The sequence below is a fragment of the Rhodococcus sp. NPDC006774 genome, assembly GCF_040636045.1.
Lineage (GTDB): Bacteria > Actinomycetota > Actinomycetes > Mycobacteriales > Mycobacteriaceae > Rhodococcoides.
On sequence record NZ_JBEYIW010000002.1, the window covers coordinates 454315 to 476177 of the forward strand.

The window sequence follows — 21863 nt, forward strand, 5'->3', positions numbered from 1 at the left end:
ATGTAAATGTGGCGCCCCATCGCCAGTTCCCGATGCCATAGGCTGCAGCAAATGACCGATTCTGTGCCGCTCCGCCATGCTCGGACAGTGGTGGAGGTGCCTTCTCCGGCCACCGGCTCCGCGATTCTCCGCCGCACCGTACGACGGCATCGCACCCGCCTGATCGTCTCGTCGCTGCTGTTCGGGGTGCATCAACTGTGCGAAACGATGGTCCCGGTGGCCATCGGCCTGATCGTCTCGCGGGCCATCGACACCGGTGATGTGACCGCGATGATTCTGTCGTTGGTCGGTCTGGCGGCCTTGTTCGTCACCCTGTCGTACGCGTGGCGGGTCGGTGCCCGCATCATCGTGGTCGCCATCGAGCGGGAGGCGCATCTGGTGCGCGTCGAGGTCGCCGGTCGCGTCCTCGATCCGCGGGGTGTGCGTACCGAGCTGTCGGCAGGAGAGTTGCTGACGGTCTCGACCTCCGACGCCGAGAAGGAGTCCTGGATCCTCGATCTGATCGCCCGGGTCTTCGCATCGGCCGTGGCGGTCGTCGCCTCGGCGGTGGCGTTGCTGATCATCGATATTCCTCTGGGCCTGGCGGTCGTCATCGGGACGCCGGTCATCCTGATCGCGCTGCAACGTCTCGCTCCGTTGCTCACCCGTGCTGCCACCGCACAGCAGGCCGAGGTGGCCGGTGTGTCGGGTATGGCCACCGATCTGGTCAGCGGAGTGCGGCCGCTGCGCGGGATCGGTGCCGAGAATGCCGCGACGCAGCGATTCGTGACGTCGAGTCGAACAGCGTTGGCTGCGACTCTGAAGTTGGCTCGCGCGAACAACGTCTATCAGGGCTTGTCGGCGACGGTCAACGCGTTGCTGGCCGTCGGGATCGCCGGTACCGCAGGTTGGTTCGCGCTGCAGGGTCGCATTTCGGTCGGTGAATTGATCACGGTCATCGGCCTCGCCCAGTTCGTCATCGAACCCCTGACCGGATTGGCGAGGATCCCCGGCGTCGTTGCGATGGTGCGCGGATCGGCCGACCGGCTCGCGTTGGTGCTCGGTGCGGAACACGTTCTGCCGCAGTCGGAATCCGCGGTGCCCGTAGCGGCCGATCTCGGTGTCGACAACGTCCGGTTCCGTTCCCTCGACGGACTCACCTTCCGTGCAGAACCGGGCGAGATGCTCGGCGTGGTCGCCTACCGGCCCCAGGACGGGGAAGCGCTGGCCACGCTGCTGTCCGGGCAGATCTCCGACGCCGACTACACCGGATCTGTTCGTATCGGCGGCATTGCGGCGGGAGAAATCGATCTTCGACGCGCCCGCGAGACGGTGCTCGTCGAGCCCCACATCACCGACCTGTTCGCGGGCACCGTCCGCAGCAACGTCACCGCCGGGCGGGAGCGGCCCGACGCCGAACTCGACCGAGTTCTTAAGGCATCCGCGGCCACCGACGTCGTCGAATTGCACGATGCCGGTCTCGATCACTCTGTCACCGACCGCGGAGCCAGCCTGTCCGGCGGCCAACGCCAGCGAGTGGCCTTGGCGCGAGCACTGTCGGTCGACGCCCCGGTCCTGGTATTGCACGACCCCACCACCGCTGTCGACGCGGTCACCGAGCACGCCATCGCTCGCGGCATCGCCGAACTCCGACACACCGAAAGAACCTCGCAGACAACGATCCTCATCACCACCAGCCCCGCGCTGCTGTCGGTGACCCATCGCGTTCTCGTCGTCGACGACGGTCGCGTCGTCGCCGAGGGAACGCACCACGATCTCGCGTCCTCGGACGCGCAGTACAAGGACGCGGTGCTGCGATGACCACCCCCGAACTCCTTCCTATCGCCACCGGAGCCCGGTCCGGGAAGTGGCTGCTCGAACAGCTGAAGCTACGACGGGCGCGTACGGCGGTCACGCTGCTCCTCGGCGCAATTGCGGCGGCGATGTCGTTGGTGCCCGTCTACGTGCTCGGTGTTCTGGTCGACCGAGTCCGCGACGGAGCCGACTCGTCGGCGATCATCGGAGTGGTCGTCGTCATCTCGGTGGCCGCGGTTGTCGGCGGCATCGTCACCGGGTTCAGCGGCTATCTCATCAGCAGTCTCGGTGAGGGCATTCTGGCGTCGCTGCGTGAGGCGGTCGTGCGGCGCGCGCTGCATCTGCCGGTGGCCACGCTCGAGCGAGTGGGCAAGGGAGACTTGCTCTCCCGGGTGGGCGACGACGTCGCTGTGATGGCCAAGTCGATCGGTGAGGTCATCCCGCAGCTCGTCGGCGCGTTCCTGCTCGTATGCCTGAGCATGATCACGATGCTCGGCATCGACTGGCGGCTCGGCCTGGCCGGGCTCGTCGCGCTGCCGATGTACGTCCTCGCTCTGCGCTGGTATCTGCCGCGCTCGGCCCCGAAGTACGCGGCCGAACGCGTGGCGATGGGCGAGCGTGCGCAGTCCTTCGTCAGCAGCATGCAGGGCGCGAAAACCGTTCGCGCGTACGGACTCGAGTCGGCGCATCTGAAAGAGATCGATCGGGCGTCGGCGAAGGCCCGCGACATCGGAGTCGACGTGTTCCGCCTGCTCACTCGATTCGCATCTCGGAACAATCGTGCCGAATGCGTCGGACTGTCGGTGATCCTGTTGGCCGGATTCCTGCTCGTGCGCGGCGATTACGTCACCGTCGGCGAGACGACGGCCGCAGCACTGCTGTTCCACCGACTGTTCAATCCGATCGGGACCCTGCTGTTCACGTTCGACGACATCCAGTCAGCCGGAGCATCGTTGGCTCGACTGGTCGGCGTCATCGACATCCCCGACGAGCGACCCGTGGGCGACGGTTCCGCGCCCGCCGACGCCACCTTGGACGTCACCGATCTGCGACACGAGTACGAGTCCGGCCACGAGGTGCTGCACGGAGTGAACCTCCGGGTCGACGCCGGCGAGACCGTCGCACTCGTCGGTTCCACCGGCGCAGGCAAATCCACGATCGCATCCATCGCGGCCGGTTCGATGGCGTCGACGTCGGGGACGGTTCGTGTCGGGGGTGCATCACTGGATGCGCTCGGCAGCGAAGGGTTGCGGCGGCACGTCGCGATCGTCAGCCAGGAAGTCCACGTGTTCGCCGGGCGGTTGGTCGACGACGTGCTGCTCGCCGCCCCGGATGCCGGTCGTGACGACGTGGAAGCCGCACTGCGCACCGTCGGAGCATGGGCGTGGGTCGAGACGCTGGACAACGGCCTCGACACTGCCGTCGGCGAGGGCGGACATCAGTTGACCGCGGCTCAGTCGCAGCAGTTGGCCTTGGCGCGACTGGTTCTCGCCGACCCGGCCGTCGCCGTGCTGGACGAGGCCACTGCAGAAGCCGGCAGTTCCGGGGCACGAGACCTCGAAGCCGCGGCCGAGGCAGCGACCAGAGGGCGCAGCACGTTGATCGTCGCGCATCGCCTCACCCAGGCTGCCGCCGCCGACCGTGTGGTGGTCCTCGAACACGGCAGGATTCTGGAACAGGGTCCGCACGAGCAGCTGGTCGCGGCCGGTGGACGGTACGCACAGCTGTGGGAGGCGTGGCAGGGCCGCTGATTGTTATAGCAATTTGCCTAATGCCCTTAGGTTTGGTTACGGTGTCCTCGAAAGAACGAGGAGGCCGGCATGGCACGTGCAGGATTGACCGCTCGACGCATCGTGGCGGCGGGAGCGGATCTGGCCGATGAGGTCGGCTTCGATCGCGTCACCGCCAGTGAGGTAGCCAGACGCTTCGACGTCAAGGTGGCAAGCCTGTATTCGCACCTGAAGAACGCGCACGAGTTGAACGTCGGGATAGCGCTGCTGGCGTTGGAGGAACTGGCCGATCGGGTGTCCGAGGCACTGGCGGGTCGAGCAGGAAAAGACGCTCTGGTTGCCGTCGCCAACGCGTATCTCGACTATTCGCGCGAACACCCCGGTCGCTATGCAGCGACGCAGTTTCCGCTCGATCACGAGACTGCTCTTGCAAGTGCGGGAGTGCGTCACTCGACGATGATGAAAGCGATCCTCCGGGGGTACGACCTCGGTGAAGAGGATCAGGTACATGCAGTTCGATTGCTCGGCAGTGTGTTTCACGGCTACGCCAGCCTCGACGCGTCTGGCTCGTTCGGTCACAGTGCGCCCGACTCGCAGCAGTCCTGGGCTCGCATCCTCGACGGAATCGACACACTTTTACAGCACTGGAGGCAGTGACATGGAACCGATCTCCGAACGCGACATCAGGTCGTCGTTCGTCAACTCGTCCAAGGGCGACGCCGGTCGGCTCTCCCTTCCCGACATGTTCGACGCTGTGCCGTGGGACGATCTCGACTTCTTCGGTTGGGTCGACCCCAAGCTCGCCGGGAGGAGCTACATCGTCGTTCCTTCGGAGGATCGCCTGCGTGGAATCTCGTTGCGCTACAAAGTCGGTGGGCCGCGCACGGCGCAGATGTGCAGCATCTGCCTCACCACGCACGCCAACGGTGGAGTGTCGTTGATGGCTGCCGCCAAGGCAGGCGAATCCGGCAGGCGCGGCAACACGGTGGGCACCTACATCTGCTCGGACCTCGCCTGCTCGCTCTACGCACGCAAGAAGAAGACCCCGGCGCTGGGCCGTCAGTTCAAAGAGGACTTCGACGTCCCGACACGAACCGCGGCAGTCGAAGACAACATCGCCGCGTTTCTCGCTCGCGTCCTCGATTGATCAACTGATGGTGGGACCGCGCGCCGCGATCGACGACTGCGCGCCCCTACTCTGATGCGAGTAGGGGCGCGCAGTCGGCAAAAAGGGTGTGAGGTCCTGTCGGAGATAGGACCGGTCGACGTCATTCGCCGACAAGACCGAAGTCAGTCCTTGTTCTTCTCCGCGATGAACAGCTTCTCGATGCGCTCCGTCTCGTCCTTCTTGGCGGCGGCTTCGTCGGAACGCTCAGCGGCCTCGGCCAATTCGGCCTCGGACGGCGCGGCGGCCAGCTTCTCCTGCTTGTCGACCTGAGCCTGCTGGGCCTTCTTGCGATCCTCGGCGGCCTTCGCGGTGGCCGCGGCCTGCTCGTCGGCCTTCTTCTTGTCCGCAGCAGCCTTGCGCTCGGCTTCCTCCGCGGCTTCGCGTTTGCGTTGCTCGGCCTCCTGGCGGGCGTCACGTGCGGCTTCCTGGGCAGCGGCGTCGGCTGCGCGGCGATCCTTCTCGGCGGTCTCGCGAGCCACCTTCAGTTCGTCGTCGGCCGCGGTCTTCTTGGCCCGAGCCTCGGCGTCCAAGCGGGCTGCCTCGGCACGGTTCTCGGTGCTGTCGACGAGAGTCTCCCCGCGGTCGGCGAGGTTCTTGTCTCCCAACAGGTTTCCGACGGCACGGTCGAGTGATCCGAGCGTGTGCTCGTACACCAGCCGGGCGGGTGCTTCGGCATTCATCTTCTCGACCACATTGGTCTCGATGAGCTGCAACGGAATTCGAGCGATCTTGTACTGAATGCGAAGGATGGTCAGTGGTATGGCTAAAACGCTCATGTAGCGAAACTCCTGGTATGCGGTAGTGGGTCAGGCCTGATTGCGGAGCTCTTCGGCCTTCTTGCGATCGGCCTCGGCCTGCCGAAGTGCTTCCTGATGCTTCTGTGCAGCCACCATCTCGTCGGAGTCCGCGGCGGCCTGCTCGATGCGCCGGTCCTCGTCGGCCTCGATCTGCTCGGCGGTCGCGTCGACCTCCGCGGCAGCGCGCTCCTGTGCGACGGCCTCTCGCTTGTTCTGTTCGGCCGCGACCACCTGTGTTTCGCGAACTCGATCTGCCTGCGCCTCGGTCACCGCGGCATTTTCCTCCGCGGCCTCCCTGCGACTCTCGGCCGCAGTGCGCACGTCGGCCAGTTCCTCGGCGGCTTCGGTGGCCTGTGCCTCGGCGACGCGCTCCGTGGCCTGTGCTTCCTTGTGTTCACGGGCCTGAGCGGCCTGCAATTGGCCCTCGGCTGTCAACGAGTCGTTGCCGGTCACCGCGCCGACGACCTCTTTGGCCTTGCCCTTGATTCCGTCGAGCAATCCCTTGCGTGCTTCGCCCGCTACGTTCTCGTCAGTCATGTAACACCAGGTACCCACTGGCTGTTCGAGTAACCCCGCGCCCGGCCCGAACGATACGATCCCCGACGAACGCATCAGGAGTGAGGAGACGTATGCCTATCGCCAAGATCAACGGCATCGACGTGAACTACCAGGTCAAGGGCAGTGGAGACCTGGTGGTTCTGATCATGGGCACCGGCAGCCCCGGTCGCGTGTGGGAGCTGCATCAGGTGCCCGCTCTCACAGCAGCGGGCTACCGGGTGTGCACGTTCGACAATCGCGGCATCGCTCCGTCGTCGGAGAGCACGCACGGCATCACCATGGAAGACATGGTCGCCGACACCGCAGGCCTGATCGAGCTCGTCCGCAACGGCGACGAGAAGGCCTACGTCGTCGGAACGTCGATGGGCTCACGCGTCGCGCAGGAGCTTGCGCTGAGCAGACCCGACCTGGTGCGTAAAGCAGTGTTCCTCGCAGGCCACGCCCGCGTCGACGAGTTCCAGAAGACTCTCGCCCACGGCGAACGAGCGCTGTACGACAAGCGCGTCGAGCTTCCCGGCACCTACTCGGCTGCGGTGACCGCGGTGATGAACCTGTCGCCTGCAACGTTGCGTGACGCTCGTGGGGCACGCGACTGGCTGGACCTGTTCGAGTTCTCTGCCTCCTCGCCGTCCGCCGGAGTGCGCGCCCAGCTCGGCATGGAGGACGATTTCGATCGAACTGCGGCCTACCGCGGCGTGGCGGTGCCGTGCCTGTCGGTCGGATTCGCCGACGATCGAATGATCCCGCCGTACTTGGGCAAGGAGTTGGCCGACGCCATTCCCGGTGCCCGGTACGTGGAGATAGCGGACGCCGGGCACTACGGATATCTCGAGCGTCCCGAGGCGGTCAACGCGGAACTGCTCGGCTTTCTCGAGGCCTGACGCCACCAAGGCCCGACCTGCGTTGCTAGGGTCGTGTGGCACCTCACGGTGCAGACTTACCAATCAAACGTTCGCGACGAGTGAGGCGAGATGAGTACCAACCCGTTCGATGACGAAGACGGACGCTTCTTCGTGCTGGTCAACGACGAAGACCAGCATTCGCTGTGGCCGACGTTCTCCGAGGTCCCCCAGGGATGGCGTGTCGTCTTCGGTGAAGACACCCGCGCCGCGTGCTTGGAGTACGTCGAGAAGAACTGGACCGACATGCGTCCGCGCAGCCTGCGTGAGGCCATGGAGGCCGACGCTGCTGCACGCGCATCCGCTGAGGGAACCCCCAGCACAGAGGCCTGAGTTCCGCCTTTTACGAAGGGCTCGTACCGCGCCGCCGACGAACAGTCGGTCGGCGCGGTTCTTCTGTGCGGCGAAGCGTCGGGCGCAGTAGTTCCTCGGTGCGCGCGATGATGCGCGGCCGACGCAGGGTGCGGGCACCCCACTCGCCCAGTGTCACTCCGGCAGCCAGGCCGCAGCCGACGCCGAACGCCGCGAACAGCGAGCTGATGCCGAGTAGCAGCTGGTCGTTGAGGATCGCGTACAGACCGCGGTACAGCGCCAGGCCGGGGAGCAGGGGAGTGATGCCCGCGACGGCGACGATCAAGGGCGGAATCAGCGCGCGACGAGCCAGCAGACCACCTGCGAATCCGACGACGGTGGCAGCGATGGCCGAGGCGATGATCGGTCCCACGTTGAGCGTCTGCGAGAGCAGATACACCAGCGAGCCCGCGAAGCCGCCCATGAAGGCAGCCGTCAGCGCCCGACGCTCGGCGTAGCAGGCCAGTGCATAGAACAGTGACGCTGCTGCGCCGGCGATCACCTTGGTGGGGACCTGCAGGATGTCCGGTGGTGCCAGGTTGCTGATCTGCGGCAGATCGCTGCCGATCAGCGCGGCCAACCGCAGAGATGTCGCGACGCCGGCGATGATGCCGCCGGTCATCATCAGTACCTCGAAGAATCTCGACACCGCCGTGATCGGGGCCCCGGTGATCGCGTCCTGCACCGAGCCGACGAGGGACAGGCCCGAGAGCAGCACGATCACCCCGGCCGCGATGATCTGAGACGGCGAGATGTTGATGTTCAGTTGGTCCTGGAAGTTGTAGAGCGTGATCGCCGGTGTCGCCGCCACGAAGCCGCCGACGACCTGCTGGAAGAAGAACGGCAGACCCGCGCGGTTGAGGACGCGTCCGATGCGGTCGATCACCATCGTCGTCAGGAAGCTGACCACAGCCACCAGCGCGCCACCGCCGAGCAGCACACTGATGGCCGCGGCCATGCCGGACCACGCGAGGGTGGCGATCCACCGGTTGTACGGGTGCGGAGCCTTGGTGATCTCGTCGAGCCGCTCGAGCGCTGCACTCGGTGGCACCATCTTGACGCGCACGGCGCGGATGAGACGGTCGACTTCGGCCAGACGTGTGAAGTCCATCGAGCGGTAATGCACGATGCGCATCGTCGACGCCGGAGGGCGCGTCGGGCCGCGGTGCGCACTGAGGGTGATCGAGTTGTACGTGACGTCCACATCGCACCGTGCGAGGCCGTAGGTTGCCGCGATGAACTGCACCTGGGTCGCCGTATCCATGGCCGCCGTGCCCGAGGCCAGTAGTACTTCACCGACGCGAACCGCGAGGTCCAAGACCTCCGCAACCGACGCATCGTCGGTCAGATCGATCGGACGAAGAGGTGACGGTGCAGCGGTCGGCGTATCGATGGTGGCCCGACGCTCACCGGTGAGACGGCTCAGCGAAGCCGTCAGGTCTTGCAGGAAAGTCATGACCGTCTTTACACGTTGCTGGGGTGATCCACCGACAAGGTACCTGTTGACACTGAGCGTCCGATGAACGGATATGATTGCCTCGCTTCACTGCCTCCTTAGCTCAGCGGTAGAGCACTCGCCTTGTAAGCGAGCGGTCAACGGTTCAATCCCGTTAGGAGGCTCCACTGCTCCGATCCCGCTGCTGGGGTCGGGGTTTTTGTGTCTGTGGGGGCCGGTGTGGAGGGTTCGCGCGCACATACGCCCCTAGTGGGAATTCACGGCGCCTGCAGGCGGTGCGGATTCCGACGAGGGGCGTGGATGGCCGGCTACGCCTGCCGTTTCGGTCAGGACGTACGCGTAATTGCCAGTCGCCGCTGAGCGATGGCGACCACAGCCACGACCGCAACTCCGACGGCGAACAATCCCAAGGCAGCGGGCCATTCGTTGCCGACGGCCAGCAGCTCTCTGTTCTCGCCCTGCCACGGCCACAGCGCGCGCAACGACCCCAACAGCAGGCCGGCAGCGGCGACCATCGCGAGATCGTGGTAGTTCGCCAGCAACCACTCGAGCACTCGAACGAAGCTGACCAACCCCACCAGAGCGCCCAGGGCGAACACAGCCAGGTATGTCAGGTTCCGCTCGTCGACGGCCGTGAGCGTCGGCGCATACAGGCCGATTACGAGCAGAAAGAACGACCCCGACACGCCTGGCAGCACGAGCGCACATATTGCGATCGTCGCGGCGAAGAACACCAGAACCAACGACGGGCTCGACGGCTCGACCCCGGGTAACGACGTGAGAACAACGACTCCGGCAGCGAGAACGACGAACAGAAGTACGGCAGACAGTCGAGACCGGGTGGTGGGGAAAGCGCCACGAGTGATCTCCATGAACGGAATCGCCACCGACATCGCGATCATGCCCATGAACAGTGCCTTGGAGTGGACGGGCTGATCCGTGACGAACGACGCCATGATTCCCGCCACCGAGAACACCATCAACAGCATGCCGACACCGACCGTGACGAGCAGCCACCAATCGACCTGACGGACCTCGGCGCGCACGTCGGACCTTGTCACCACGGCCTTGGGGATGTCCGTCAGATGCTTCGCCGACGCAATGGCCCTGGTATAGATGCCGGTGACCAGGGCGACCGTGCCGCCGGAGACCCCGGGAACCGTTTCCGCCAGACCGATCAGACCGCCGCGAACGACGTTCGCCGCCAATTCCGTCGCCGGCGGCCGTCCCCTGGGAACCTCATCGAGTCCGGGTCGCTGATCCAGGCTGGGTCGACTCTGCTCGTTGTCCCCATGGTCGGAGGGCGTCTGCCGGTTCGTCGTCATGCCCGAATCGTCCCAAATGCCGCTATGTCACCTGACACCGGCTCGATCAGCGCCGATCGTTCGGCGACGGTGCCTGGTTCCTGAACCCGGTTATGTACTGCAGGTCAACGGTTCGATCCTGTCAGGAGGTTCCACTGCTCCGATCCCGATCCCCGGGGTCGGAGTTCTTTCGTTCGCGCCCCGCGTTGGATCGGCTCCTCGCGCACGGAAATCCGACGCCGATCGGAGTCGGGAATCCGAAACGGAGGAGCCGATCCGGGGGCGTACGTTACCCGCTTTCTGCGTGCTTGCTGAAGGTTAACCAGACTGCCGACGTAGTTCGAAGGGTGACGGTGCCTCGAACATGTCAGGTAGGAAAACCCGGTAGATGAGGCGGTGCTGGTCAACGGTGATATCCGGAGCGGGACTCGACACAATTTGCCGTAAGTACTGGATCGAAGCCGGCTTTCAATGTGCTTCGAGCTGTTCAGCCGTTCCGGTTTCGTGATTGCGTTGCCGTGCGAGGTATCGTAGGTGGGCGGGTGTCAGTCGCGGACACGGGTGAAGATGTTGATGCCTGAAAAGTTGCTGGATCGGACCGTCGCCCGTGCGAAATTTGCGACGAAGTGTTTAGATGTCGATATGCCTGTGTCGGGAGGTAACACAAATAATTCGCGCGCTATCGGTGATGTCGTCGATGTAGTTCGACCTGAGAGCGGGGTCTGCGCCGGGACCATCGTCGAGGATTTCGTCGATGTGTTGTCGGCCTCGAACGATCTCGGTCGAGACTGGGCGCAACCGCGGCGATGGGCGGTCGCGCTCGAGACCGGTGTGCTCGTCTTCGTAGACGATGCAGATCTCGACGACGCAGATCTCGACGAGGGGGATACCGATGATGCCTCACGAAAACGATGACCGGATGGGAGATCGGTCTCTGTGTCGTAGGTGCGGTCGCCGTGAAGCGGAGAAGGTCCGACACGCGATGAATGTGATGAAGTTCTGGGAGTCGTGGTTGCCCGGGAGGCGTAGAACTGCGCGAGTGCAGACCGCGGCGGTCGTGGCCCGAGCACGAAAAGCGTTGCTGCATCATCAGAAGCTGGCGCGTACTGCGCAGATTACCGGCAGCGCCGATGATCGGCATGCCGCAGATGTAGCGCGCAGGTATTGCCAGCATCGGTGGTTCGCGATCGGCGAGGCAATGCGGTCTCTACCCAAACGGGAGCAGGAGTTGGTGCGGGTGTGGGACCACGCTGCCGCGATGACGTGGTGGCACCGAACCGGTGATCGTCAGGGGTGGGCGCGCTTCGAAGCGGCTGCGGCGCAGGTGATTGCGGCATTGCCCGACGGTGTGAGTTCCGACGCTGTCGCTGCGGTGATCGAGACCAACGCACGTCGTTGCGAACTGGAGTTGCAGCGGTGGAGCGATATCGATCCCGATCGGTCGGTACCGGGTGGGCCGGAGCCGATCGACCAAAACGAATTGCTGAACCTGCTGCGCGAAAACCAGTTGCAGGTGCTCACCGACGAGTCGGGATCGGTGCGTGCGGATGAGGCGCTGCGGTATTTCGAGCCGTGGCTGTGTGAGTCGATCGTGGAGTTGTCGCGCCCACAGTCCCAGGACAGGCTGCTCGAGATCGCCGATCGATGGCGCGCGCTGCGAGTGCGTTTCTCGGGGCACGTCGCCGGTCGGAGTGATCCGACACCGGCATGCCGAACCGCGTCCGGACAGCATCACGCGCACCCGCCTGTTCTGCGGCTTCGCGGGATGCCGCCCTGGCACCGGAAATCGCCGACTACGTAGATGATCGACCGGGCCGGCCGTAGATCTTGCCTGTCGACGACGCTGCTTCGCAAATAGTTCAGAAACCCAGTGCGGACGTCCTTCTTGGACCTTCCGGTGCTCGGTGATGGGGTGTCGTGTTTGCAAGTTCGGCGTGGATGTTCAGTGGGTGGGTGCTGTCGTTGTCGATCTTCGGTCCGCAGCGATGGTCATTTGCGTGCCAGCAACTCCCGTGCAGCCGACACGAGGGAATCGAGCCAGGCGTCGGTGCCGACCTCCTGGCGCAGTGGCTCGTTGGGAAGCTCGATGCTCACGGGGAGGTCGCCAGGTAGCGTCGCCCAGATTCCATCGAGGTCGATGCCGCCGCTGCCCGGGACGAGTCTCTCTTCGCGGGCGTGACGAATGAGTTCGGCCGTCTCGGTCGGCGCTGGGACATTTCCATCGCACAGCTGTGCGTAGTGCAGCCAGTCCCGTGGGATCTCGGCCAGTTCTGCCAGCGTTGTCGCCGAACGGTCCACGTGCAGTGCGTCGATGAGGATGCTCCGGCCGGGACCGTCGGCCTGCGAGACGACGTCGAGTGCAGTGCGGGCATCGGGTACCGCTGTCCAGGGCATGAATTCGAGGCTGGCAACCATCGAGTAGTCAGCGCACAGCGCCGCGAATTGCGCGTAGGAGTCGGTGAGCCGAGAGCGGTCGTGGTCATCGCCGCCGACCAATACGGCTTTGGCTCCGAGACGTGCACCGGCAGCCACGAAGCGTTCGTACTCGGACGACCGGAAATCCTCTCCCAGACGGACGATTTCGAGGTCGAAGACCGTGACCGAGGAGTCCGCCAGGCGTCGGGCCAGCTCGTCGAGATCCGCTTGGTTCTCGTGCAGCGGATAGGCCGTGGTCCCTGGGGAAGCGGGCAGCAGTCGGACGCCGATGGTGTCGAAGCCGTGCTTCTCGGCCAGCGCCACCTGCTCGAGTGGTGCACTGTCGAGCACAGTGAGCGCGGCGAGCCCCAGAGCTGGCGTCATGACGGTGTTCCTGTCTGTGTGGCGAGGCGACGGCCGGTGAGGTAGCCGAATGTCATTGCGGGTCCGAGGTTGATTCCGCCGGAGGGGTAGTGCCCACCCATCACACTGGCTTGATCGACGCCCACTGCGGAAAGACCGGCAATCGGCTCGTCGCCGGCATCGAGGACCCGAGACGATGCGTCGGTGATCAATCCCGCGAACGTGCCGAAGCTGCCCGGGATGACCTTCACTGCGTAGAACGGTCCCTTCTCGAGGGGAGCCAGTGAAGGATTCGGCCACGGGTTCGACGCATCCCCGGATGCTCGATTGAATGCGGTTGTTCCCCTATCGAACTCGAGATCGACGCCGTCTCGTGCCCCCTCGTTGAACGCGGCAACGGTTTTGTCGAGGCCGTCGGGATCCACTCCGATCTTCTCGGCAAGTTCTCGCACGGTCTTTCCGCGCTGCAAGTAGCCGGACCGCAGGTACGGCAAGGTGGGGATCGGAAAAGGCTTCGCCATTCCGAGAGGGAGGTAGCGAATGTACTGCTGGTCCGCGATCAGCCACGAACAGACTTCCTCGCCATCGGGAACCGTGTCCATCATCGCCAGGGTGTAATCGTGGTATCCCAGCGCCTCGTTGACGAATCGTCGCCCGTCGGCGAGGACGCCGATCACCCCAGGTTTACCGCGATCGAGGATGTGTGGGAATACGCCTTCTTTTCCGTTGCGATACTTGATGATCGAAACCGGGCAGTAGGCGACGGGCGAGGCGAGTGACGTATCCAGTCGTCCACCCACCGATTCGCCGAGCGAGATCCCCTCTCCCGTGGTCGTTTCCGGAGTCAATGTGCGATGTTCGGTGACGGATGGGCTACGCGGGAACAACTCTCGACGACGATCGAGATCATGGGTGAATCCGCCGGTCGCCAGGACGACACCGCTGCGTGCGTGCACGCTGTAGGCACCATCAGGCCCGGTGAGACGAACGCCCACGACGCGGCCGCTCTCATCGGTGATCAGAGCTGTCGCTGCGGTGCGAACTCGGATATCGACATCGGAGTCGAGCGCGGACCGGAGCAAGCGACCGACCAGTGCTGTGCCGTTGACGAGATGCTGTCCTCGCCGCTTTGTCGCGAGATCGAACATGTGTCGGGTGACGCGTCGGGCGCAATGCGCGAATGCCGACACCGATCTGGTGCCGTGCAGGAATCCCTGCAGATCGGGTCCGGCCATGATTCCCATTCCGAGGAAGGAGGTTTCGTAGAGTTGCCGCCGCAGGAGGACTGCAACGTCGGGTCCGAGCGTGCGGAGGTCGACCGGTTTCGGAGCCACTGAGCGATTGCCGGTGCCGGCTCCGGGGGTGTCGCCGTGGATGTCGGCGACGTGTGTACCGGGGACGAACTGCAGCGCGGTGTTCTTCTCGAAGAATTCGACCATTTCCGGCGCACCGTCGAGTAGGGCGTCGACTTTGGCGGCGTCGAAGTTCTCGCCGAGTCTGTGTTCGAGGTAGGTGCGAGGGGTTTCGCGGTCTTCATGGAGCCCGGCGGCGTGGGCGAACCTGGTGCGCGGTGTCCACATCCATCCGCCGGACCATGCGGTGGCACCTCCGCAGACATCGGCTTTCTCGACGACGAGAACCGAGGCACCACCTCGAGCGGCCGCGATTGCGGTCGACAGACCACCCGCACCGGACCCGATGACGACGACGTCGTAGATATTGTCGGTGGGTGTCATGTCAAGATCCTTCCGAGACGAGTGTCGTTGTAGGAGTGAGGTCGACGACGCGGCCGGTCCGTGAGGACTCGTAGATTCCGGCCACTATCGCGAGCGAGGCCCGGGCGTCGCGTCCGGTCACGGCTGGGCGACTCCCGGTGAGGATCGCCTCGGCGAAGTCCTGAACCTGAAGAGTGTGAAAGTCGGCGAGTCCAGCGTTGACCTCGTCGACATCGAGGTTGGCATCGGTATCCGCGGAGAACACGGTGCCGAGCGATACCTCACCGGGAACGGTCCACAGCTCGTTCACGCCTTCGCTGCCCTCCGGAAATTCGAGAACGCTGGCTATGGCACCGGTACTGCCGACGACGGTCACCCGGTTGCCGAGGTTGAGGTTGGCACCGGTGGTGGCAGTGACAGTCGCCGTCCCGCCGGAAGCGAAGGAGATGACTGCGGAGGCGGAGTCTTCGGTCTCCATATGGTCACCGTGAGTGTGGGTGCGGATGAAACCGGCGACGGACACGGCCTCGCCCATGAACCATTGCAGCATGTCGATCTGGTGGATCGCTTGGGTCATGAGTACGCCTCCTCCGTCGGTGTCCCAACGGCCGCGCCATGCGTCCGCCGAGTAGTACGCCGAGGGCCGATGCAGAACGACCGAGGCTTCCCCGAGCATCGGAACTCCGAGTCGTCCGTCGTCGATGGCAGCTCTGATTCGCTGGGAAGCTGGCCAGAATCGTCGCTGGAAAAGTACGCCGAAGGTGACCCCCGCGCGGTCGGTCGCGTCGATCATTCGGTCGGCCGCGGCCAGGTCCACTGCTATCGGCTTCTCGCACAACACATGTAGACCCGCAGCGGCTGCGGTGAGTACGACCTGCTCGTGTACTGGATGCGGGGTGCAGACGGTTACCGCATCGAGCCCGTGTGCGATCAACTCCTCGACACTGCGCACTCCGAAAGCAATGCCGTTGTCGACGGCAAACTTTCGAGCGCGATCGAGATCGGTGTCGCAGCATCCGACCACCTCGACGCTGTCGATCAGCTGCAGGGCTCGGGCGTGATTGCGCGCGATCCGTCCGCATCCGACGATGCCGATACGCAGTGCCATCAGTAGTGCTCCTCTTTCTCTGGATTTCGTGCGGCCGATTCGCCCCGGTCCAGATCAGCGAGTGCGGCGATATCGTCGTCGGCGAGCTGTATCCCGCGTGCTGCCAGGTTCTCTGCTTGTCTGGCCGGGTTCGCGGATCTCACGATCGGAACCACCCCGTTGTGCAGGTGCCAGGCCAGCGCGACCTGTGCAGGCGTGCACCCGAGGCGCGTTGCGATGGCGGCGACGACATCGGAGGCGACGACCTCTCCGCGACCCAAGGGGCTCCACGACTGGGTCACGACGCCGAGTTCGTCGTGTACCCGACGGATCGGGCGGCGTGCCAGTGTCGGATCCATCTGAATTTGGTTGACAGCCGGTGCTTCTCCGGTTGCAGCAGTTGTCCGCCGAAGATGTTTCTCGGTGAAGTTGGATACTCCCACGTATCGCACGAGCCCGGCGTCACGGCAGTCGAGCAGTGCTTCGAAGGCCGCTACGTACCTGTTGTGCTTGGGAAGTGGCCAATGAATCAGGAACAGATCCAGGTAGTCCAGGCCGAGTCGGTCGATACTGCGTTCGATCGCACCGCGAACATCACCGGAGACGTGGTCGGTACCGCGGAGTTTGGTGCAGACGAACAGCTCGCCTCGGGGAACCATGCACTCGGACAATGCTCTTCCCACTGCCTCCTCGTTCTCGTACACCGCTGCGGTGTCGATGGACCGGTATCCGGATTCGATTGCGGTCAGGACGGCATCGGTGGCGGGTCCACCGGTCAGTGGCCACGTGCCCAGCCCGATGGCGTGGATGGCCTCGCGGATATCGATGGTGGGCCGGGAGCGGGGCAGCGTCATGCGTCGACCTGTTCCTTCGAGACTGCAGCCGCGTCGACGGTGATGCGGGCAGCCACGTCGGCGGCAGTGACGAGTGCAGCGTGGATGGAACCACCGTCGCCGCTTGCATCACCGACGGTATGAACTCCCAAACGCGGCTCGAGGGATCTCGCGATGTCCAGCAAATCCGTACGGGGCTCGATGCCGTGGGAGATGAGCAACTCGCCGGGTGCGTCGACCCAGCGGGTCTGTCCGTCGGTGCGGATCTCGACTCGGCCATGGTCGACGGCGGTGACGATCGACGACAGGTACGTGGTCAGACCGGCAGCCGCTGCGAGGCGAGGAAGGAGCACGATCTTGCCGCGCCGCCCTACGTCATGGGCGATCTGCTGCTGTGGCCCCACCATCACTACACGCGTTCCGCGTTGCAACAGGTCGTCGGCGACTGCTGCTGCTTCGCGGTCGGCACCGAAGATGGTGATCGCGGGCGGTGGTGATTCCGCTGCGAGTAGGAACTCTCGGACGTCTCGCACGCGGCGGGTATGTGAACCCGGAAGGTCGATCGTAGGTCCGCGCCCTCCGGTGGCGAGGACGATCGTATCGAAGTTCCCCTCGGCCAGCGCTCGCCCCTCGACGGTCTCGCCGAGGTGGGTGGTGACGTTCAGATCGGCCAGTTCGTCGAGATACCACTGCACGATCTGCCGGTACTCCGGGTACTCGTGCAGGCTCGATGCGAGCGCGAAATCACCTCCGAGAGTAGGCCTCTCGTCGAACAGGTCCACTCGATGGCCTGTGAGAGCGAGTTCACGCGCCACCGCCATGCCGGCGGGGCCACCGCCGACGACCGCTGCAGCGAACGCGCCGGATACACGCAGGCTCGGTTGGTCGATCTCCCGGCCGACCCATGGGTTGACCGAGCATGGAATCGGCCCCGCGGCAAGGGAGTCGATGCAGTAGTTGCACGCTATGCACGGGCGGTACCGTTCGCCGGCGAGGACGCGGTTCGGGAAGTCAGGATCAGCGTGCAGGGTTCGTGCCATGCTCACGAAATCTGCTTGGCCGGAGGAGATCACCGCGTCGGCGGCCTCGGGGCTGCTGATTCGTCCTGCGACACCGACGGGGATCTCGAAGTCACGGGTGTATTGCTCCGCATACGGCGCGAGAAGTCCGCGCTTCCACTCGCCGGGCTGGATGATCCATTGGCCGGCTTCGTAGTTTCCTGCCGAGACGTCGAGGAAGTCCAGGCGGTCGGTGTCGATGGCGTCGATTCTGGCGCGGGTGGTCTCGGCGTCGAGACCGTTGTCGATCCCCTCGAACGCAGAGAACCGAATTCCGAGAGCCACGTCCGGAGCTGCTGCGCGTACGGCGTCGATGACTCGGTTGACGAACAGTGTGGGCTCGGCCCATTTGTCGTCACGGAGATTGTAAGCGGGGGAGAGGAATTGGTGGATCAGGTAGCCGTGTCCCCCGTGCAGGGAGATGACGTCGACTCCTGCTTGACGGCATCGACGGGCAGCGTCACCGAAGCATTCGATGATGTGCTCGATATCGTCCTCCTCGAGCTGTTCGGGCATCTCACCGCCGACGACCGCGCAGGGAACGGGCGACGGGGCGACGGGGGTGAATCCGCTGACACTTCCTTGGGCAGTCCGGCCGCCGTGGTTGAGTTCGACGCCGACAAGTGCTCCGTGGGCATGAAGCGCATCGGCCATCTTTCTGATTCCGGGGATCCGGTCGTCGACGTCGACGCCCATCTGTCGGATGCGTCCCTTACCGTCGGCGCGGACGTAGCTGGCCTCGGTGAAGATCAGGGCCGCTCCGCCTGCGGCTCGGCGTTCGAGGTAGGCGATGTAGCGATCGGTCATGGTGCCGTCGATCTCGCAATAATTGCGCTCCATCGGTGCGGAGATGAATCGGTTTCGGAGGGTGAGTGTGCCGATTCGAAGCGGCTGGGCGAACGAGGGAAGTGTACTCACTGTTGTTCCTCTCACGCTGCGATCGATTGCGCAGCAACGAGTTCGGTGAGATGTTGACGCATTCTTTCTCGATCGGGGGCCGCCCCGGTGAGGAGGGCGAACGTGTCTGCGGCCTGGGCGACGAGCATTCGTCCGCCATCGAGCACCGGGGATCCGGCGACGCGTGCGGCGGAGATGAGCTCGGTCTGCATCGGTCGGTAGACGATGTCCGCCACCCACATGGACGCGCGCAAAGCCGCCGTGTCGAACGGGGTGCCGGGATGGCCGGTCATTCCGATCGGAGAGGCGTTGACCACTCCGTGCGATGTCGCGAGAATCAATTCGATCGCGTCGGGTGTGAACGGTGTTGCCGTCGCTGTCGGTATGGACTGCGAGAGACGTGTGCTCAACTCCTGCGAGCGGTTGCGGTCGACATCACAGATACGGAGGTCCGTCACTCCTGCGGCCGCAAGAGCGAATGCGACGGCAGAGCCGGCCCCGCCTGCTCCGATCAGTGCCACGCGGCCCAGCTCGGCTCCGGGGAGTCCGGTGCGTAGCGCGGACATGAATCCTGTGTGGTCCGTGTTGAATCCGATGGATTTGCCGTCACGCACGGCGATGGTGTTGACGGCACCGAGCGTCCGGGCATCGTCGGACATTTCGTCCAACGAATCGATGATCGTTTGCTTGAACGGGTGGGTGACGTTGAATCCGGTGTAGCCGGCCGAGATCGCCTCGTGCAGAGGGCGGCCCGGATCCGCCTGCACGTCGAGTTCGATCAGTTCGTAGCGGTAGTCATCGAGGCCGAGACGGGAGGCTTCGCGGTTGTGCAGGTCGGGCGAGAGCGATGTCGAAATCGCGCTGCCGATCAGTCCGATGTGATGGTGCGTGTTCGTGGACACGGTGAGCCCTTCGATTGTGTCGAATCCGAAACTGCGCGAGAGGAATTGCGGGTCAGGCGGAGTTGTCCGCGAGCAGCTTGGCAGGCTTTCCTGCCTGTGCCTGCTCAGTGGCGTTCTCGCCGAGCTCCTCGGTGGGAGTGCGGAATGTTTCGGGTCCGGTCAGAACCGCGACAGCAGCCAGAGCGGCGAAGCCCATGCACATCCAGGCGACCGGTCCCCAGTTGCTGGTGTCGCCGGAGGTGATCGACTGAGCGATGGCGGGGGTGAAGCCGGCGGCGAGAAGGCCGAGCATGAGGCTCACCGCCATACCGGTGTAGCGAACCTTGGCGGGAAACTGCTCGGGAAAGTATGCCGGGTAGATGCCGTTGGGCATGGCGTAGAAGACGCCGATCAGAACGATGCCTGCAGCGAAAACCATTGGTACGCTGCCGGTGCCGATGGCATGGAAGAAGGCGAACACCATGGCACCTGCGCCGAGGACGCCGACGACGAAGACCGGTTTGCGTCCGATGCGGTCGGCAAGGATGCCGTAGAGCGGCTGGGTGAGGACGGCGACAAAATTTGCGGACGCGATGGCGAGCAGCATTGTGGTGCGCTCGAAACCGACGACGTTCACCGCGTAGGCGAGAGCAAAGACGTTGACGATCGTGTTGATCATCGCGAAGCTGGCGCTGAGGCTGATGCGGATGACCGTGCGCCAATGGGATCGGAACATCTCGACGACGGGAACACCCGCGGTCTCGTCCTGCTCTTTGAGTTCCTCGAAAACTTCGGGCTCGTCGAGGCTGCGTCGCAGCCAGATCGCGACGGCTGTGACGATGATGCTGAGCAGGAACGGTATACGCCATCCCCAGGAATAGAGGTCTTCGTCGGGTAGCGCTGCGACGGGGATGAACACCAGGCTCGAGATGACGATGCCGAACATGATGCCGCTCATCGTGAACGAGGTGAAGAATGCGCGACGGTGCGCTGGTGCGTGTTCGAGCGTCAATGCAGAGGACCCCGGTGACTCGCCGCCGGCGGACAGGCCCTGCAGCAGTCGCAGAATGACGAGGATGATCGGTGCAGCGATTCCGATGGTGTCGTATGTGGGGAGGCAGCCGACCAGAACCGTAGCGATGCCCATCATGAGCAGACAGCCCAGCAACGCGTTCTTTCGGCCGTAGCGATCACCGAGGTGGCCCCACAGAACCGCTCCGAGGGGCCGTGCGATGTAGGCGACACCGAGGGTTCCGATCGACAGCAGGGTGGCGGTCGGTCCGCCGCCGGTGAAGAAGATGGCGGGGAACACGAGCGCGGCGGCGGAGCCGTAGATGAAGAAGTCGTAGTACTCGAGTGCACTTCCGAGGAAGCCTGAGGCCGCCGCGCGCCGCGCATTCCTGTTCGGATGGGCGGTGGCAGAAGCGGATTTGCTTGCCATGACAGTTCCTTCTCTCTCGCGCTGCACGTGGCGGCGACGGTGACGGTCGGGGCTCGCTGGAACGTCGTTGGTATGACGTGCTTCACAACGGGCTACCGAAAACGAGAGTGTCACGCCCAACTATGCCGCGTCCAACACTAAAAAAATCTGAGATAAAGACTGAATCAGTCTTGAACTGGGGTGGGCAAGATTTCCTCCGCGATCCGGAGCGCGACCGCCATGGCGGGACTCGGCGGCGCGCTGGACCACGCAATCGCGTGTGGCATGTACACCGGCTCACCGGTCAGCGGGACGAACACAGTGCCTGGGGGAAGAATCTCCGCGATGCCGTCCGACATCAGAGCGACGCCCACTCCCGCGGCCACCAGCATCAAGATCATGTACGGGTCGGTGATCTCCTGAACGATCTGCGGACGGAACCCGGCGTCCAGGCAGGCCCGCATGGCAATTTCCTGCAGTGAAGATCCTGCGGAGATCGGTGTGGTGACGAACCCGTCGTCGGACAGGTCGCGCAGATCGATCTTCGACTCGCCGGCCAGCCGGTGATCGGACGGCAGTACCGCGCCGAACGGTTCGCGTCGGATGAGTCGAGTGGTAACCGACGGCGACGTCACGGGCAAGCCGACGAAGGCCAGGTCGAGAGCTCCACTTTCGATCTGGTTCACTGCGTCACGAGTCATGATCCGTCCGACGAGGGTCAGTTCGATATCTGGATGGCGCTGGCGAAGCGTTCGGGTGAGCGGCGGTAGCGCGCGGTGGTTGAGAACGCCGGTGAAGCCGATCCTGATTCTTCCGTACACACCTCCCTCGGATGCGCGGGTCGCGTGCCGAGCGGTTTCGATACCTTCGAGGACTCGGTGTGCGTGCGGGAGAAACGCATGGCCGGCCGCAGTCAGCTCCACACTTCGTGTGCTTCTGTCGAACAGGGTTGTCCCGAGATCTTTCTCGAGTTTGCGGATTGTCTGACTCAGTGGAGATTGAGCCATTCGTAGTCGTTGCGCGGCACGGCCGAAGTGAAGTTCTTCGGCAACGGCTACGAACGATTCGAGCCAGCGAATTTCCAAGAGATTTCTCCGGTCGTCAGGGTGGAGGTTGACTACTGTGCTCCACGTCATA

20 protein-coding genes and 1 tRNA gene are annotated in these 21863 nt (G+C 64.3%); 9 read left to right on the top strand and 12 right to left on the bottom strand.

The annotated features are described in order from the left end of the window. Positions 1-51 precede the first annotated feature (51 nt). The 4 genes from ABZ677_RS05235 (at position 52) to ABZ677_RS05250 (ending at position 4671) form a co-directional block, all read left to right on the top strand. Positions 52-1800 (top strand): ABC transporter ATP-binding protein, encoded by a 1749-nt coding sequence (locus tag ABZ677_RS05235; RefSeq protein ID WP_358367132.1) that lies wholly within the window; start codon positions 52-54, stop codon positions 1798-1800. Then, positions 1797-3545 carry an ABC transporter ATP-binding protein gene (locus ABZ677_RS05240; RefSeq protein WP_358367135.1) on the top strand — a complete coding sequence of 583 codons (1749 nt, stop codon included), beginning with the start codon at positions 1797-1799 and terminating at the stop codon, positions 3543-3545. The genes ABZ677_RS05235 and ABZ677_RS05240 overlap by 4 nt, the downstream gene beginning before the upstream one ends. A 69-nt stretch (positions 3546-3614) precedes the next feature. Further along, entirely contained in the window at positions 3615-4181 is a 567-nt protein-coding gene (locus tag ABZ677_RS05245; RefSeq protein WP_358367138.1) for a TetR/AcrR family transcriptional regulator, read from the top strand. A gap of 1 nt (position 4182) precedes the next feature. Next, positions 4183-4671, top strand: a complete 489-nt coding sequence (locus ABZ677_RS05250) for an FBP domain-containing protein (RefSeq protein WP_094630303.1) — start codon at positions 4183-4185, stop codon at positions 4669-4671. A 143-nt stretch (positions 4672-4814) separates the two neighbouring features. Here ABZ677_RS05250 and ABZ677_RS05255 read toward each other — a convergent pair whose 3' ends face one another. Both ABZ677_RS05255 and ABZ677_RS05260 read right to left on the bottom strand, forming a co-directional pair. Next, positions 4815-5468: a hypothetical protein gene (locus ABZ677_RS05255; RefSeq protein ID WP_358367141.1), complete on the bottom strand. Its 654-nt coding sequence runs from the start codon at positions 5466-5468 to the stop codon at positions 4815-4817. Between the two features lie 30 nt (positions 5469-5498). After that, a complete protein-coding gene (locus ABZ677_RS05260) occupies positions 5499-6026 on the bottom strand; it encodes a hypothetical protein (protein ID WP_037194096.1) in 528 nt (175 codons plus the stop codon). A 92-nt stretch (positions 6027-6118) separates the two neighbouring features. On the opposite strand from ABZ677_RS05260, the gene ABZ677_RS05265 reads away from it, so the two are divergent. Beyond that, positions 6119-6928, top strand: coding sequence for an alpha/beta fold hydrolase (locus tag ABZ677_RS05265; protein WP_037194098.1), 810 nt, complete (start codon positions 6119-6121; stop codon positions 6926-6928). Positions 6929-7018: 90 nt separating this feature from the next. Further along, positions 7019-7279, top strand: a complete 261-nt coding sequence (locus ABZ677_RS05270) for an MbtH family protein (protein ID WP_008710007.1) — start codon at positions 7019-7021, stop codon at positions 7277-7279. Between the two features lie 10 nt (positions 7280-7289). Here the strand turns inward: ABZ677_RS05270 and ABZ677_RS05275 are convergent, their stop codons facing one another. Further along, a complete protein-coding gene (locus ABZ677_RS05275) occupies positions 7290-8753 on the bottom strand; it encodes a threonine/serine exporter family protein (protein ID WP_358367146.1) in 1464 nt (487 codons plus the stop codon). Between the two features lie 92 nt (positions 8754-8845). Here ABZ677_RS05275 and ABZ677_RS05280 point away from each other — a divergent pair. Then, positions 8846-8920 (top strand) — tRNA-Thr (locus tag ABZ677_RS05280). A 159-nt stretch (positions 8921-9079) separates the two neighbouring features. On the opposite strand, the gene ABZ677_RS05285 is transcribed toward ABZ677_RS05280, so the two are convergent. Next, a complete protein-coding gene (locus ABZ677_RS05285; protein ID WP_358367149.1) occupies positions 9080-10078 on the bottom strand; it encodes a DUF368 domain-containing protein in 999 nt (332 codons plus the stop codon). A gap of 621 nt (positions 10079-10699) precedes the next feature. On the opposite strand from ABZ677_RS05285, the gene ABZ677_RS05290 reads away from it, so the two are divergent. After that, on the top strand, positions 10700-10972 hold the full coding sequence (locus ABZ677_RS05290) for a hypothetical protein (RefSeq protein ID WP_358367151.1): 273 nt from the start codon (positions 10700-10702) through the stop codon (positions 10970-10972). Between the two features lie 67 nt (positions 10973-11039). Beyond that, positions 11040-11858, top strand: coding sequence for a hypothetical protein (locus tag ABZ677_RS05295; RefSeq protein ID WP_358367154.1), 819 nt, complete (start codon positions 11040-11042; stop codon positions 11856-11858). A gap of 188 nt (positions 11859-12046) precedes the next feature. Here ABZ677_RS05295 and ABZ677_RS05300 read toward each other — a convergent pair whose 3' ends face one another. From ABZ677_RS05300 to ABZ677_RS05335, 8 genes are all read right to left on the bottom strand, one after another. Then, entirely contained in the window at positions 12047-12856 is an 810-nt protein-coding gene (locus tag ABZ677_RS05300) for a TIM barrel protein (RefSeq protein WP_358367157.1), read from the bottom strand. Next, positions 12853-14571 carry an FAD-dependent oxidoreductase gene (locus ABZ677_RS05305; protein ID WP_358367160.1) on the bottom strand — a complete coding sequence of 573 codons (1719 nt, stop codon included), beginning with the start codon at positions 14569-14571 and terminating at the stop codon, positions 12853-12855. The genes ABZ677_RS05300 and ABZ677_RS05305 overlap by 4 nt, the downstream gene beginning before the upstream one ends. 1 nt (position 14572) lies before the next feature. After that, positions 14573-15658, bottom strand: a complete 1086-nt coding sequence (locus ABZ677_RS05310; RefSeq protein ID WP_358367163.1) for a Gfo/Idh/MocA family oxidoreductase — start codon at positions 15656-15658, stop codon at positions 14573-14575. Continuing rightward, entirely contained in the window at positions 15658-16491 is an 834-nt protein-coding gene (locus ABZ677_RS05315) for an aldo/keto reductase (RefSeq protein ID WP_358367166.1), read from the bottom strand. Before ABZ677_RS05315 ends, ABZ677_RS05310 begins: the two co-directional genes overlap by 1 nt. Continuing rightward, positions 16488-18446 carry an FAD-dependent oxidoreductase gene (locus ABZ677_RS05320; RefSeq protein ID WP_358367169.1) on the bottom strand — a complete coding sequence of 653 codons (1959 nt, stop codon included), beginning with the start codon at positions 18444-18446 and terminating at the stop codon, positions 16488-16490. Before ABZ677_RS05320 ends, ABZ677_RS05315 begins: the two co-directional genes overlap by 4 nt. Positions 18447-18457: 11 nt before the next feature. Then, a complete protein-coding gene (locus tag ABZ677_RS05325) occupies positions 18458-19327 on the bottom strand; it encodes a shikimate dehydrogenase (RefSeq protein ID WP_358367172.1) in 870 nt (289 codons plus the stop codon). A 52-nt stretch (positions 19328-19379) separates the two neighbouring features. Next, a complete protein-coding gene (locus ABZ677_RS05330) occupies positions 19380-20747 on the bottom strand; it encodes an MFS transporter (protein ID WP_358367174.1) in 1368 nt (455 codons plus the stop codon). Positions 20748-20911: 164 nt separating this feature from the next. After that, entirely contained in the window at positions 20912-21811 is a 900-nt protein-coding gene (locus tag ABZ677_RS05335; RefSeq protein ID WP_358367177.1) for a LysR substrate-binding domain-containing protein, read from the bottom strand. Between the last annotated feature and the right edge of the window lie 52 nt (positions 21812-21863).

Coding starts and splice junctions, on each gene's coding strand:
- ABZ677_RS05270 (WP_008710007.1), top strand. CDS start 7,019: ATGAGTACCAACCCGTTCGATGACGAAGACGGACGCTTCTTCGTGCTG.
- ABZ677_RS05245 (WP_358367138.1), top strand. CDS start 3,615: ATGGCACGTGCAGGATTGACCGCTCGACGCATCGTGGCGGCGGGAGCG.
- ABZ677_RS05235 (WP_358367132.1), top strand. CDS start 52: ATGACCGATTCTGTGCCGCTCCGCCATGCTCGGACAGTGGTGGAGGTG.
- ABZ677_RS05250 (WP_094630303.1), top strand. CDS start 4,183: ATGGAACCGATCTCCGAACGCGACATCAGGTCGTCGTTCGTCAACTCG.
- ABZ677_RS05295 (WP_358367154.1), top strand. CDS start 11,040: ATGAATGTGATGAAGTTCTGGGAGTCGTGGTTGCCCGGGAGGCGTAGA.
- ABZ677_RS05285 (WP_358367149.1), bottom strand. CDS start 10,078: ATGACGACGAACCGGCAGACGCCCTCCGACCATGGGGACAACGAGCAG.
- ABZ677_RS05310 (WP_358367163.1), bottom strand. CDS start 15,658: ATGGCACTGCGTATCGGCATCGTCGGATGCGGACGGATCGCGCGCAAT.
- ABZ677_RS05240 (WP_358367135.1), top strand. CDS start 1,797: ATGACCACCCCCGAACTCCTTCCTATCGCCACCGGAGCCCGGTCCGGG.
- ABZ677_RS05255 (WP_358367141.1), bottom strand. CDS start 5,468: ATGAGCGTTTTAGCCATACCACTGACCATCCTTCGCATTCAGTACAAG.
- ABZ677_RS05275 (WP_358367146.1), bottom strand. CDS start 8,753: ATGACTTTCCTGCAAGACCTGACGGCTTCGCTGAGCCGTCTCACCGGT.
- ABZ677_RS05305 (WP_358367160.1), bottom strand. CDS start 14,571: ATGACACCCACCGACAATATCTACGACGTCGTCGTCATCGGGTCCGGT.
- ABZ677_RS05300 (WP_358367157.1), bottom strand. CDS start 12,856: ATGACGCCAGCTCTGGGGCTCGCCGCGCTCACTGTGCTCGACAGTGCA.
- ABZ677_RS05315 (WP_358367166.1), bottom strand. CDS start 16,491: ATGACGCTGCCCCGCTCCCGGCCCACCATCGATATCCGCGAGGCCATC.
- ABZ677_RS05330 (WP_358367174.1), bottom strand. CDS start 20,747: ATGGCAAGCAAATCCGCTTCTGCCACCGCCCATCCGAACAGGAATGCG.
- ABZ677_RS05265 (WP_037194098.1), top strand. CDS start 6,119: ATGCCTATCGCCAAGATCAACGGCATCGACGTGAACTACCAGGTCAAG.
- ABZ677_RS05290 (WP_358367151.1), top strand. CDS start 10,700: ATGCCTGTGTCGGGAGGTAACACAAATAATTCGCGCGCTATCGGTGAT.
- ABZ677_RS05260 (WP_037194096.1), bottom strand. CDS start 6,026: ATGACTGACGAGAACGTAGCGGGCGAAGCACGCAAGGGATTGCTCGAC.